At 63.2% G+C, this 12,398-nt stretch carries 14 protein-coding genes; 9 read left to right on the plus strand and 5 right to left on the minus strand.

What is annotated here, in order from left to right; all coding sequences use genetic code 11:
- The first annotated feature begins 7 nt into the window (after nucleotides 1-7).
- The 6 genes from LPW11_RS16865 to LPW11_RS16890 are packed head-to-tail and all read left to right on the plus strand — an operon-like array spanning nucleotide 8 to nucleotide 5,430.
- A complete protein-coding gene (locus LPW11_RS16865; RefSeq protein WP_230995043.1) occupies nucleotides 8-1,219 on the plus strand; it encodes a 3-dehydroquinate synthase in 1,212 nt (403 codons plus the stop codon).
- On the plus strand, nucleotides 1,161-1,463 hold the full coding sequence (locus LPW11_RS16870) for a hypothetical protein (protein ID WP_230995044.1): 303 nt from the start codon (nucleotides 1,161-1,163) through the stop codon (nucleotides 1,461-1,463). Before LPW11_RS16865 ends, LPW11_RS16870 begins: the two co-directional genes overlap by 59 nt.
- Entirely contained in the window at nucleotides 1,460-2,263 is an 804-nt protein-coding gene (locus tag LPW11_RS16875; protein ID WP_230995045.1) for a TatD family hydrolase, read from the plus strand. Before LPW11_RS16870 ends, LPW11_RS16875 begins: the two co-directional genes overlap by 4 nt.
- Nucleotides 2,239-3,366: a metabolite traffic protein EboE gene (gene eboE / locus LPW11_RS16880; RefSeq protein ID WP_230995046.1), complete on the plus strand. Its 1,128-nt coding sequence runs from the start codon at nucleotides 2,239-2,241 to the stop codon at nucleotides 3,364-3,366. The genes LPW11_RS16875 and eboE overlap by 25 nt, the downstream gene beginning before the upstream one ends.
- Nucleotides 3,344-4,714, plus strand: coding sequence for an alkaline phosphatase family protein (locus tag LPW11_RS16885; RefSeq protein WP_230995047.1), 1,371 nt, complete (start codon nucleotides 3,344-3,346; stop codon nucleotides 4,712-4,714). The genes eboE and LPW11_RS16885 overlap by 23 nt, the downstream gene beginning before the upstream one ends.
- Nucleotides 4,715-4,716: 2 nt before the next feature.
- Nucleotides 4,717-5,430 (plus strand): UbiA family prenyltransferase, encoded by a 714-nt coding sequence (locus LPW11_RS16890; protein WP_230995048.1) that lies wholly within the window; start codon nucleotides 4,717-4,719, stop codon nucleotides 5,428-5,430.
- Here the strand turns inward: LPW11_RS16890 and LPW11_RS16895 are convergent.
- Nucleotides 5,365-6,381, minus strand: a complete 1,017-nt coding sequence (locus tag LPW11_RS16895; protein WP_230995049.1) for a hypothetical protein — start codon at nucleotides 6,379-6,381, stop codon at nucleotides 5,365-5,367. The two genes, LPW11_RS16890 and LPW11_RS16895, sit on opposite strands and share 66 nt — an antisense overlap.
- A 191-nt stretch (nucleotides 6,382-6,572) precedes the next feature.
- Between LPW11_RS16895 and LPW11_RS16900 the strand changes: the two genes are divergently transcribed.
- Nucleotides 6,573-7,172: a hypothetical protein gene (locus tag LPW11_RS16900; RefSeq protein ID WP_230995050.1), complete on the plus strand. Its 600-nt coding sequence runs from the start codon at nucleotides 6,573-6,575 to the stop codon at nucleotides 7,170-7,172.
- On the opposite strand, the gene LPW11_RS16905 is transcribed toward LPW11_RS16900, so the two are convergent.
- Both LPW11_RS16905 and LPW11_RS16910 read right to left on the minus strand, forming a co-directional pair.
- Nucleotides 7,159-7,593: a DoxX family membrane protein gene (locus LPW11_RS16905; protein ID WP_230995051.1), complete on the minus strand. Its 435-nt coding sequence runs from the start codon at nucleotides 7,591-7,593 to the stop codon at nucleotides 7,159-7,161. The two genes, LPW11_RS16900 and LPW11_RS16905, sit on opposite strands and share 14 nt — an antisense overlap.
- 64 nt (nucleotides 7,594-7,657) lie before the next feature.
- Nucleotides 7,658-7,849 carry a hypothetical protein gene (locus LPW11_RS16910; protein ID WP_230995052.1) on the minus strand — a complete coding sequence of 64 codons (192 nt, stop codon included), beginning with the start codon at nucleotides 7,847-7,849 and terminating at the stop codon, nucleotides 7,658-7,660.
- Nucleotides 7,850-8,001: 152 nt separating this feature from the next.
- On the opposite strand from LPW11_RS16910, the gene LPW11_RS16915 reads away from it, so the two are divergent.
- The gene (locus tag LPW11_RS16915; protein WP_230995053.1) at nucleotides 8,002-9,450 is read left to right on the plus strand and encodes an aminoacyl-histidine dipeptidase; all 1,449 of its coding nucleotides are present in this window, start codon (nucleotides 8,002-8,004) and stop codon (nucleotides 9,448-9,450) included.
- Between the two features lie 433 nt (nucleotides 9,451-9,883).
- Here LPW11_RS16915 and LPW11_RS16920 read toward each other — a convergent pair whose 3' ends face one another.
- Nucleotides 9,884-10,375, minus strand: a complete 492-nt coding sequence (locus tag LPW11_RS16920; protein ID WP_230995054.1) for a YMGG-like glycine zipper-containing protein — start codon at nucleotides 10,373-10,375, stop codon at nucleotides 9,884-9,886.
- A gap of 10 nt (nucleotides 10,376-10,385) precedes the next feature.
- On the minus strand, nucleotides 10,386-11,027 hold the full coding sequence (locus LPW11_RS16925) for a hypothetical protein (RefSeq protein WP_230995055.1): 642 nt from the start codon (nucleotides 11,025-11,027) through the stop codon (nucleotides 10,386-10,388).
- 304 nt (nucleotides 11,028-11,331) lie between these two features.
- Here LPW11_RS16925 and gap point away from each other — a divergent pair, with 304 nt between their 5' ends.
- Nucleotides 11,332-12,366, plus strand: coding sequence for a type I glyceraldehyde-3-phosphate dehydrogenase (gap, locus tag LPW11_RS16930; RefSeq protein ID WP_269145349.1), 1,035 nt, complete (start codon nucleotides 11,332-11,334; stop codon nucleotides 12,364-12,366).
- Nucleotides 12,367-12,398: the final 32 nt, after the last annotated feature.

Below are 12,398 nucleotides of genomic sequence, written 5' to 3' on the forward strand. Positions count from 1 at the left end.
AGGCGAGATGAAGACGATACGGCAAAGCTTCAGCGTGGAGTACTCCTTTCCGGTCTTCTTCGCCCGCGACGTCCTCGGCAGCGACGATTCCCCCCTGGCGGAGCTCCTTTCCGGGCACGGAGAGGAGAGGGTGAAAGTCCTCACGGTGATAGATGCTCAGGTCGTGGCGGCTTACCCGTCGCTACTAGAGAAGTTGAGCCGTTTCGCTGAAAAGCACCGGGGGAGGGTCTCTTTCATCCTCCCTCCGTTCATCATGCGTGGCGGCGAGATTTGCAAGACGCAGCCGCAGGAGGTGGAGAGGATCCACGCCCTCGTGGAGAAGCACGGCCTCTGCCGCCACTCCTTTATTCTCGCCATCGGGGGAGGGGCTGTTCTCGACGCCGCGGGGTTTGCGGCGGCGACGGCCCACCGGGGGGTGCGCCTGATCCGCATGCCGACGACGACCCTCGCGCAAAACGACGCTGGCGTCGGGGTGAAAAACGGCATCAACGCCTTCGGACGGAAGAATTTCACAGGCTCCTTCGCCCCCCCCTTTGCCGTCATCAACGACTTCGACTTCCTCGATTGCCTCCCACCGCGGGAGCTGCGCGCAGGGATATCGGAGGCGGTGAAGGTGGCGCTCATCAGGGACCGCGCCTTCTTCGACTTCCTCCACTACGCGCGGGAGAGACTCGCCCATTTCGAGCCGCAGGCGATGGAGCGGATGGTCACCCGCTGCGCCGAGCTGCACCTGGAGCACATCGCCACCGGCGGCGACCCCTTCGAATTCGGCTCCTCCCGCCCCCTTGATTTCGGTCACTGGTCCGCCCATAAGCTGGAGGATCTTACCGGCGGCGAGATCAGGCACGGCGAGGCGGTGGCGATCGGGATTGCCCTCGATGCCCTCTACTCCTTTCATCAGCGGCTCATCGGGGAGATCGAGCTGCGCCGCATCCTCGACACCCTGGAGGGGATCGGCTTCCAGCTGTACCACCTCGCGCTCAACTGGATCGACGTCCCGGCGGCGCTGAGGGAATTCCGCGAGCACCTCGGCGGGGAGCTCTCGATTCCTCTCCTGAATGGCATCGGCGCGAAGGTGGATCATCACGAGATCGATGCCGACCTGTACCGGCGCTGCATCGGCACCCTCGAAGAACGGCAGCAGAGGATGGAGACAACGCATGCAAAGAGACAGCTCTCCTCTAAAGACAGCGGAGATCCTCGATATCTACTTTCTTGAGAACCGGGCGAGGCTCCTGGAGATCGCGGCGTTCCTCGATCGCATAGACAGGGCTCCGGACGCGGCGGAAAAGGGGAGGGACTTCCGCTACCGCTCCTTTGTGCGGGCACTTTCGATCGTGCTGGAGGAAAAGGGGGAGCGGACGAAGGGGGTGCAGATCAGCCTGAGCGACGACAGCTCAGAGCCGCTGGAGAGCGCCGCGGGGCTGAAGGCGATCGGGGCGTGGCAGGGAGGGGGGGCATGAAGGTCATCGATCCCCACATCCACATGGTTTCCCGCACCACCGACGACTACCTCGCCATGGCCTGCTCGGGGATCCACACCGTCAGCGAACCCGCCTTCTGGCCCGGCTTCGACAGGAGCGGGGTGGCGAGCTTCCACGACTACTTCAACCAGCTCACCGTGACGGAGCCTGCCCGGGCGGCGCGCTTCAAGATCAGGCATTTCTGCTGGATCGGAATGAACGCGAAGGAGGCGGAGAACCTCTCCCTCTCGGAGGAGGTGCTGACGATACTCCCGCAGTACCTGGATCGCCCGACCGCGCTCGGAATAGGTGAGGTGGGGCTCAACAAGAACAGCCGCAACGAGATAAAGGTGCTGGAGCGGCAGGTCGCCCTCGCGGCGGAGCGCGGCGAGCTCCTCCTTATCCACACCCCGCATCTTGAGGACAAGCTTAAAGGGACGCGGATCATCATCGAGCTTCTCAGGAACGAGCCGCGCATCAGCCCCGAGCGTGTCCTCATCGACCACGCGGAGGAGCACACCATAGGCATGATCCGCGATTACGGCGCCTGGTTCGGCATGACGCTCTATCCCGATTCAAAGGGGAGCCCGGCGCGCGCGGTCGACGCAGTGGAGATATTCGGTCCGCAGCGGCTGTGCATCAACTCCTCGGCGGACTGGAGCGTCAGCGATCCCCTCGCTACACTGAAGACGGCGAACGAGATGCGCCGGCGCGGCTACCATGAGGACCTCATCAGCACGATCTTTTACCACAACCCGAAGGAGTTCCTGGGCCAGTGTCCGAAATTCAGCGTCGCCTGATAACCTACTGCACCAATATCCATCCGGCGGAGTCGTGGGGGGAGACTCTCTCGTCCCTGAAAAGGCATCTCCCGAAGATAAAGGGGGCTGTCTCTCCTGACGAGCCGTTTCCGGTGGGTCTGCGCCTCTCGGCGGCGGCGGTGCGCTCGGCGACGGCGCAGGGGCCAGCGGCGTTCTCCCGCTGGCTCGACGAAAATGGCCTCTTTGTTCCTACCCTCAACATCTTTCCATTCGGCATCTTCCACGGTGGGCGGCTCAAGGAGCAGGTCTATCTTCCCGACTGGCGCTGCGCCCAGCGCTGCGAGTACACCACCCTTGCCGCCTCCCTTCTGGCGGAGTGGATGCCGGAAGGGATCACCGGCTCGCTCTCCACGGTTCCCGTCTCTTTCGGGCGTCACCTCGGAAAGGACGACCTTCTCGCGGTGCGCCGGAACATCCTGAAGGCGCTGGCCGTCCTCGACCGCATCTATCAGGAGAAGGGGAGGGACATAGTGCTGGCCCTGGAGCCGGAGCCGGCGTGCTACCTGGAGACGACGGCGGATCTGGCGATCTTTCTCGGGCGCCTGGAGCTACCCCCGAAGCTGCGGCAGCGGCTCGGCATCTGCCTCGACTGCTGCCATCTCGCTGTGGAGTTCGAGGAGCCGGCCGAGGCGCTCGCGCTTTTGCGCCGCGAGGGGGTACCGGTGGCAAAGGTGCACGTCTCCTCCGCGCTGCGCGTGCAGCACGCGTCGCGGGATCTCCTGGTCCCCTTCGTGGAGCCGTGCTACCTGCACCAGGTGGTGGTCCGCAGCGCCGCAGGGACGCTGTCGCGATACCGCGACCTCCCTTACGCCCTCATGTACCACCGTGGCGAGGAGGGTGACGAGTGGCGCTGCCATTTCCACATTCCCCTCTTTATGGAGGAGAGTGGGCCGTACTGCACGACCCGTTTCTTCGCCGAAAAGCTCCTTCCCCTTCTGGACCCCGGCATCCTCCTGGAGGTGGAAACCTACAGCTGGCAGGTCCTTCCCCAGAACCTGCGCGGGGAGACGATCAGCGAGGACGTGATCAAGGAATTACAGTGGCTGCAGGAGGAAACCGATGCATCGCACTGTCGTCCTTAACGTGGTGGGGCTGACCCCCGACCTCCTCGGCGGCCCCCATACCCCCAACCTCAACACTCTCCTCTCCGGGTGTGCCACCATCCAGAGCATGATGCCAGCGGTGACCTGCCCGGTGCAGGCAACCTACCTTACCGGCACGCTCCCCTCCGAACACGGCATCGTGGGGAACGGCTGGTATTTCCGCGACCTCGGCGAGGTCCTTTTCTGGCGCCAGTCGAACCGGCTGGTGCAGGGGAAGAAGATCTGGCAGGAGGCCCGCTGCCGCGACCCGCACTTCACCGTCGCCAACACCTTCTGGTGGTACAACATGGTCACCGACGTCGACTACGCCATCACGCCGAGACCGCTGTACCTCTCGGACGGCAGGAAGCTTCCCGATTGCTACAGCATCCCTGCGGAGCTGCGCGACTTCTTCAACGACGACTTCGGGCAGTTCCCCCTTTTCCACTTCTGGGGACCGGCCACCTCCATCGTCTCCAGCGAATGGATCGCCAGGGCGGCGAAGGGGATCGACGAAAGGTACGATCCCACCCTCCAGCTCGTCTACCTCCCCCACCTCGACTACTGCCTGCAAAGGGTGGGGCCAAAGGGGGAGATCGCCAGAGACCTCTCGCAAATCGACGCTGTGTGCGGGGAACTCCTCGATTACTTCTGCGGCAAGGGGTGCCGGATCGTTGTCCTCTCGGAGTACGGGATAGAGGAGGCAACGCGCCCGGTCCATCCGAACCGGATTCTGCGCGATGCCGGCTTTCTCTCCCTCAAGGTGGACCTCGGGCGGGAGTATCTCGATCCGGGCACCAGCCGGGCCTTTGCAGTAGTGGACCACCAGGTGGCGCACATCTATGTGAGGGACCGGAAAGACCTGCCGGAGGTGCGGGAGCTTTTAGCCGCGACTCCCGGGGTGGAGAGGGTGCTCGACGAAAGTGGCAAGCGCGACTGCGGCATGCACCACGAGCGCTCCGGAGAGCTCCTTATCGTCGCCGACAGGGGGAGCTGGTTCACCTACTACTGGTGGCACGACGATGCCCGCGCCCCCGATTACGCCCGCACCGTCAACATACATGCGAAGCCCGGCTACGACCCGTGCGAGCTCTTCATCGACCCGGCGATCCGGTTCCCCCGCCTGAAGATCGGCTGGACCCTGGCAAAGAAGGTGTGCGGCTTCCGTTATCTCATGGACGTCATCCCGCTCGATGCCTCCCTCGTGAAGGGCTCCCACGGCAGGATCCCCGCCACCCCCGGCGCCGGACCCCTTTTCATGACCAGCGAGCCGCGATTTCTCGAGAGCGGCGCAGTGAAGGCAACAGACGTCTATCACCTCCTTTTGCGGCACCTGACGGAGGAGTAGGCATGGGCGGGGTGGCGACGGTACGGGCGTATCTTGATCTGTGTAGGGTCAGTAACCTCCCCACCGTGTGGACGAACGTGGCGGCAGCCGCCTTCCTAGCCGACGCCGCACCACCCCCTGGCTCCCTCTTTCTCCTTGTCCTGTCCCTTTCATCCTTCTACCTCGCCGGGATGGCGCTGAACGACCTGTGCGACAGGTACTACGACGAGGCGCACCGGCCGTCGCGCCCGCTCCCTTCGGGGCAGATCGCCATCGGTGATGCCGTCCGTCTTACTTCATTCCTTGTCGGTATCGGATTCGGCGCGCTCACCTTTGCACCACACAAGAGCGCACTCCTTTGGGGAGTCGTGCTTTGCGCGGCGATCGCCGTCTACGACATGCACCACAAGGGGAATCCCTTCAGCGTCCTTATCATGGGCTCCTGCCGCTTCCTCCTCTTTGCGGTCGTCTCCATCGCTCTTTCCGGGCACCTGCCCCCCCAGGTCGCGCTCGCGGGACTCGGGCAGTTTGCGTACGTCGTGGCGATCAGCGTAGCGGCCCGCTGCGAGAGCGCAAGGGGCGGCTCCTCCTTCCCTCTCATCCCCCTCATGCTGGCAGGTATCTCCCTTCTGGACGGGATCTTCCTGGCACTCTTCCTGAAGCCGATTTGGCTACTCTGCGGCGCGGGCGGATTCTTCCTCACCCTCGCCGGACAGCGCTTCGTGCGCGGCGACTAGCTCTTCCGATGGGGCAATCACTTCTTCACCTTTGAAAATGGCGGCACTCAGTGCGAGGAAGGCGACGCTGCCTCCCAGAACCTGCCACGGGTAGTACCAGAGCAGGTCGCGCGGGATTATGGTGGGGAGGAGGGCGATGGCGGCGGCGGGGGGGAAGGGAAGATCGAGGGCGCCGTAGAGGAGATAGACGGTGGCAAGGGTGAGCGCGGCGCAAAGCGCGAGGGGGCAGTGCAGGAGATAGTGGAGGAGGTGCAGCTCCAGAACCCCTGCCAGTGAGGCGAGGGAGAGAAGGGAAAGAACCTGCCACATCCTGCGGCGAAGAGGGCTTTCCGGCTTTGAGAGTTCGACGAAGGTAACGATCAGCGGCGGGGCGATCATGAAGAGAGCGTTTGACCGGAGTGCCACGATTGCGACAAGAAAAATTCCTGCCGTCAATTTTCCCCACCTCCCGAGCTCGCTCCCTGCGGCGGCCGGGGCGGGGAGTTGCTGCTTGCTGAGCGTCTCCTCCGGGTGAAGGGTGCCGCCCCGCGCGAGGTGCACGAGTGCAATGAGGCCGGTGAGGGCGCAGACCGAGGCGGGGTAGAGCAGCGTGTCGGCCTTCGTGAGGATCGGCAGTATGGCGGCAGAGATGGAAGGCATGACCGCCGAACGCATCACTTTCAGCTGCACGGCGACCGCCACGAAAGCCGCGCAGATCAGGAAAAGTGGCGCAGCCGGAAAAAACCGCAGCAGCGCTACCCCCGTGAGGGCAGCGACCGTCGGCGAGACCCATACAGTGAGCGCCGTGAACCTCCACGGAGCCGGCTTCATCACCCATGCACCGCAGGCAAGGGCGGCAATCTCCGGGAAGATGAGCGCGCTTTCGTGGAAGTATTCTGCAGCGGCAAACATCCCGGCCACCAGCAGGACGGACAGGAATTGCATCCCCTTCTGCGTGATCTTTCCTTGCATCTTTCCCTCCATCGAGACCGCACCACAAGACTTCTCCCGCTCCCGTGGCGGCTAGCGCCGGGAATGGTTGCACATCAGGAGGGCGAGGTCAAGCTTCAACACCCGAAAAGTCTTGCGCTTCCAGACGGCCGCAGATACTCTGACCGGGTGGTGCGGCTGTTGCGGACCTATCGATGAGGCGAGAGACGTGCATGGCAACAAATGAGAAAGAGAAGTGGATACATCGCTGGGTTCTTCTGGTGGCTGCGGGTGGGGTGCTGGCGGCATCGCTGACTTTGTTGCCTGCCGGTCATGAGAGAAGATCTCCGGAAACCGCAGCAACCGGGGGGGCTTTGCCCCCGGCCGTTCACCTGCAGCAGGTGAAAGCCGTGCAGAATGATCCTGCTGGAAGAGTCGCTGCAAAAAGAACCGCGGCCGCCAGGACGGAGCGGGGCGCGAGAAAGGCGCCACCTCATCCGCACACGGCAATGCCCCTGCAAAGCGCACCTGCCACGGAAGGTGCGGACCCCCAATGCGTAGCGAAGATTCCGCCGCAGTTGACGAACCTCGGCATGCCTCTGCCTCCGCCGGGCGGCGACGGGATCGACGTGGCGACTCTGAAGCCTGCCTGCGACAAGAACGCGCCGGTCGACCTGTCGGATCGTCTCGGCGAGACTCCCGCCGACGGAACTGCTGTCGCAAAGAGAAAGAGCCGGGACGACGGGCAGGGTGTGCGGGCCACCATCGGCGGTTACCAGGGGCGCCTCTCCGAAAGGAGCTTTACCGTCAACATCGGGTCTACCTTCCGCTAGTCTCCCGATCGTACCTCTCCACCTGCGCCGGACGTTGCTTTCGCGGCTCCGGCTCACTCAGCGCCGCGCAAGCCACCGCCAGCACCAGGTACTGCCAGTTCGCTATCACATCCGGCTTCATCAGGATCGTCTGCCCCATCGTGAGCATAAAGAGGAAAAGTGAAACCGCGGTCCAGACGGCGCGTTCCTTCCTGCCGCAGAGGATGAGGACGGCGAGGAGCGGCTCTGCTATCATGATGAGCCAGGCGAGGGCAACGTTCAGAAGATGGGGAGACCACGTCTTGTCGAAAGTGGTGGTGATCATGGCAATGAAGTTTGCCGGCCCGAAGAGGATCCATTTGGTGAGGCCGACGTAGAGAAGCCAGATCCCGAAGTAGATGCGGATCGCCAGGAGAAAGAATCTGCGGGGATCGAGGGACATGTGGTTACCCTCCTTCAAGTGCCGAGTCCACCGCTCCGGCCGGAGTGGGGCCCGAAGAGTGCTGCTATTTCTCGTGTTCCTTTCGCTGAACGAAAAAGTCGATGAGCAACTCCGAGTCCTTCGGCGTCAGGTTGAACTTCAACGTTGCATCGTGGACAAAATGCTGAAACTTCTTCTCCGGGTGCTCCTGCAATTTCTCCGATACCCATTTCACCGCCTGTCTTAGATCCTGCCCGTCAGGTGTCAATTCCTTCATTGTCTCTCCTCATTTCGCTCTTTCGTGGAGTTTCGCGCCTGTTTTAAAGTGGTGGCTGAGCGGCTAAAGCTATTGTATGCTAATCGCTGTCGCTGAGGTACCCTCTTTTTCTCCAGCCTGACACACAAAACCGACCCCAGGGAGGAAACTCTATGTCAGAAGCAATAGCCGGCTTGCATCCCGAGCTACTATGGCGCCACTTTGCCGCCATTGCCCGCATACCCCGCCCCTCAAAGCACGAAGCCGAAGTCGCCGCCTACGTCATGGAGACCGCAGCGAGACTCGGTCTGCCCGCCACGAAGGACTCCTGCGGCAACGTCATCGTGAAAAAGCCTGCTTCTACCGGAAGGGAAGGTGCCCCTCCCATATGCCTGCAGTCTCACCTCGACATGGTGTGCGAGAAGAATGCGGAGAAGGAGCACGACTTTCTGAAGGAGCCGATCGAACTGGTGCGCAAAGGCGATCTGCTGATGGCAAACGGCACCACCCTCGGCGCTGACAACGGGATCGGGGTGGCGACCTCACTAGCTGTCATGGAAGACCGCACCCTTGAGCACGGACCCCTGGAGTTCCTCTTCACGGTCGAGGAGGAGACGGGACTCGCCGGCGCGCAGCATGTGGACGGGACGCTCCTGGAGAGCAGGATCCTCCTGAACCTCGACTCGGAGGAAGAGGGGGCAGTCTACGTCGGGTGCGCAGGGGGGAGGGACACCGTCGGGCGGTACAGCGTGAGCCGCGAGAGGGTCCCGACAGGCCTCGCGCCGCTAACGCTGACGCTGAAGGGGCTCAGGGGTGGGCACTCCGGGCTGGACATCGACAAGGGACTCGGCAATGCCATAAAGCTCGTCAACCGCGCGGTCCTGGCACTCTCTGCGGCAGGGGGGCGGCTGGCTTCCATGCACGGGGGAAACATGCGCAATGCGATCCCCCGCGAGTGCAGTGCGGTTCTCTTCGTGCCGGCGGAGAAGCTCGATACCGCAAGGGCGCTGGTGCAGGATCTGGACGCGCTCTTCAAGGAGGAGTACAAGGGTGTGGAGCCCGATCTGGTCCTTCTGCTGGCCCAAGCGGATGAGGTGCAGGGGACGGTGCTGACTCAAGGTTCCCAGGATGCTCTCTGCCGGGCCATCGCTGCTTTACCCCACGGCGTGCTGCACATGAGCGCCGAGATTCCGGGGCTGGTGGACACCTCCACCAACGTTGCCGTGGTAGCTACAACCGAGACGGAAGTGACGCTGGTGACGAGCCAGCGCAGCGCAACCCCCTCGCGGTTGACCGAGGCGGTGCAATCGGTGCAGGCGGTGATGGAGCTTTCGGGGGCGCAGGTGGAGTCAAGCGACGGGTACCCCGGGTGGAAGCCGAACCTGGAGTCGCCGATACTGAAGGTAGCAAAGGATAGCTACCGCTCCCTGTACGAAAAGGAGCCGGAGGTGAAGGCAATCCATGCGGGGCTCGAGTGCGGCATCCTCGGGGAGCGCGTCCCGGGGTTGGACATGATTTCCTTCGGGCCCACTCTGGTGAGCGTGCACTCCCCCGAAGAAAAGATCTACATCGGAAGTGTGGAGAAGTTCTGGGAGTTCCTGCTGGAGATATTGAAGAGGTAGAAGGGGGCATTGTGGATGGAAATGCCTACAAAAGGGCTAAATCCCCCCTGTCACCCCTTCGCAAAGGCTCATCCTGAATTCCGGGAATTGAGCCCGGTCGCTTCCGTTGACGTGAGGGGACACTAGTGGCGCCGCGTTGGAGCACAGGCTTCCCAGCCTGTACCGCGGCGCCAGCCGCGCGGTCTGTGGCGGCTGCGCCGCCATCGCAGGCAAGGATGCCTACGCTCCAGCGTGGGGGCACCCGGATTCTTTGTAGCGCGTTCCCCAGAATTCCCGGAAGACCCTTCGCAAAGGGGGGGAGGTAAGGCCTCATTTCCGGAAGAACCGGCAGGCGTTCCCGGCATCGGCGACGGCGGGATAATGCTGGCGCAATGCCGGAAACGCTCCGCTTATTCCGGCCTACATGTTGAAACCGTGAAACGGATCGGATGCTTCATTTGCTGGAGCTCGGCGGGGGCGGGGTGGGTGGCGAATTCTTCACTCCGCGAGACACCACGCCGGGAATCTGGTTCCCCTTTGCGTACATGCACTGCACGTAGGTCATGTCGTACCTGCGCTGCATGTCGGAAGCGTAGCTCTGACCTGAGCTGTACCCTGCCGCGCTCCCCATCAGGAGCCCGGTGCCGCCGCCGATTGCGGCCCCTGTGCCGGGATCTCCGGCGGCGGCTCCGAGAGCTGCACCGGCTCCGGCTCCGATCAGCGTCCCTGCTGCCGCTCCCGTTGCCGTGTGCTTCTTCCCATCCGGCTTTTCTCCGAGCTGCTGCGCGGCCCACTGCCTGCAGACCGAGTCCTCCCCCACGAACTGCTCAAACGGCTTTCCGGGGGCGGGGAGCACCATGACGCTTGGGCCCAGCGGAGGAGTGGCACATCCGGCAAGGAAGAGGAGGAAAAGAACAGGCCAGTATTTCGCAGCATCCCTTCTCATGGTCATCCTCCTACTCCGGTGGGTTCGACGGCTCAACCTTTTCCCACCCTCCCGGGCACTGTTTCACATAGGGATAGTACGCCTTGGAATCCCTGCAGTAGTACCAGTAGGCCTGCTCCGCAGGCTTGCTTTCCTGATAGATGTACTCCTGCGGGCCGCTCTCAATTACAACCGGCGGAGGAGTGTAGTAGTACGGATACGGGTAGGGGTAGGGATAGGGGTCGTACCACCACGGTGACCAGACGGGGCCGATGTAGACGCTGCCGTAGTAGTTGTCATGCCCTCCATAATACCCGTCGTGGTGCCCGCCATGCCCGTAGTAACCGCCGCCATGCCAGTTGTTACCGCCACCTCCACCGTACCTCGACCCGTTTCCTACGTAGCCGCCTCCGCCCTGGCCTCCGCCGTGCCCGCCGTGATAACTGCCTCCGCCCTGGGTGCCACCGCTCTGACCTCCCTGGTACGTTCCGCCGCCGAAACCTCTGTCCCGGAATGCAGGTCCTCCACGCGGCGCGGCGGTCATACCTCCGCCCCCCGTGGATGGTGCGGTGCTGATGCTTCCTCCCCTCGATCCTCCGCTGTAACCTCCCCCTCCGCCCCTTGAGGCGGCAAATGCCGGCAATGCGCAAGTCGCCACTGCCAGCCCGACCACTACGAGGCTGCTAATCTTTCTCAACCAGGATCGCCCCCTTTCTGTTCCCCAACTACCGTTATTATATCAATTTGTCAGGGTTTTTACCCCCAATGGCGCCCCGGCTGCGGTACCTCTCTCGGAGGACGGCATCACCTCTGGCGACGGCAACGGAGTCCGGGAATTTCCTTGACAGAATGTGGCCAGCGGGGCTATTGAACCTTTTCCCCCTATTGAAAAAAGGGGCACCGGTCGCTCCATGAATTTCCCCCGTCCCGACCGGAGTCACAGAGGAAGTGCTTTTGAAAGAGGAGTTTGCAGCAACGTGAAGAGTTTTGCAGGCAGCAGTCATGACGAGCCATTGCGCATCGCCATCAACGGGTTCGGCAGAATCGGCAGGACGATGTTCCGCTATGCCCTGGAGAGGGAGGGGATCGAGGTGGTCGCCGTCAACGATCTCTGCGATAGCGAAACAATAGCGCACCAGCTGAGATACGACTCCACCCGCGGTCCCTTCCCCGGAGAGGTGGTGCTCGCTGATGACCGCCTCGTGGTGAACGGGCACACGGTTCCACTCTTGAGCTGCGGCGACCCGGAGGCGCTTCCGTGGCGGGAGCATGCGGTCGACGTGGTCATCGAGGCGACGGGGCACCACACCGCCCGCGCGAAGGCGGCGGGGCATCTTTCCGCAGGGGCAGGGATGGTGGTCATCTCCGCGCCGTCGGCCGACGCCGACCTTTCCGTCGTCCTCGGTGTCAACGACCACCTCTTCGACCCTGAGCGGCACCGGGTCATCTCCAACGCCTCGTGCACCACCAACTGCCTTGCCCCGATGGTGAAGGTGCTCCACGACAGCTTCGGGGTGCGCAAGACCCTCTTCACCACCGTGCACCCCTACACGAACAACCAGTCGCTCCTCGACGACCCGCACCCCGACCTGAGGCGTGCGCGGGGGATGGGGCGGTCGATGATACCGACCTCTACCACCGCAGTCCCGGCTCTGCAGCAGGTCATGCCGGAGTTTGCCGGGAAGGTGCACGGCATGGCGCTGAGGGTGCCGACGGCGGCGGTCGCCAATATCGACCTCGTGGCCGAGCTGGACTCTGCGGTCGACGCCGCCGGCGTGAACGATGCCTTCATCGCTGCGGCCGAGGGAGGACTCCAGGGGATACTCGGCGTGAACGAGGAGGAACTCGTCTCCTGCGACTTCCGGGGGAACCGCCTCTCCTGCATCCTCGATGCCCCCTTCACCCAGGTGGTGGGGGAGAACCTCGTGCGCATCCTCGCCTGGTACGACAACGAGGCCGGATACGCCAGCCGTCTCGTCGACCTGATGACCCTGATCCGGGGGGGGCGCTAGATCCCCTTTTCAAACAATCCTTGACACTTCCG

This window comes from Geomonas sp. RF6, from assembly GCF_021044625.1.
In the GTDB taxonomy this organism is placed as follows: Bacteria; Desulfobacterota; Desulfuromonadia; order Geobacterales; family Geobacteraceae; genus RF6.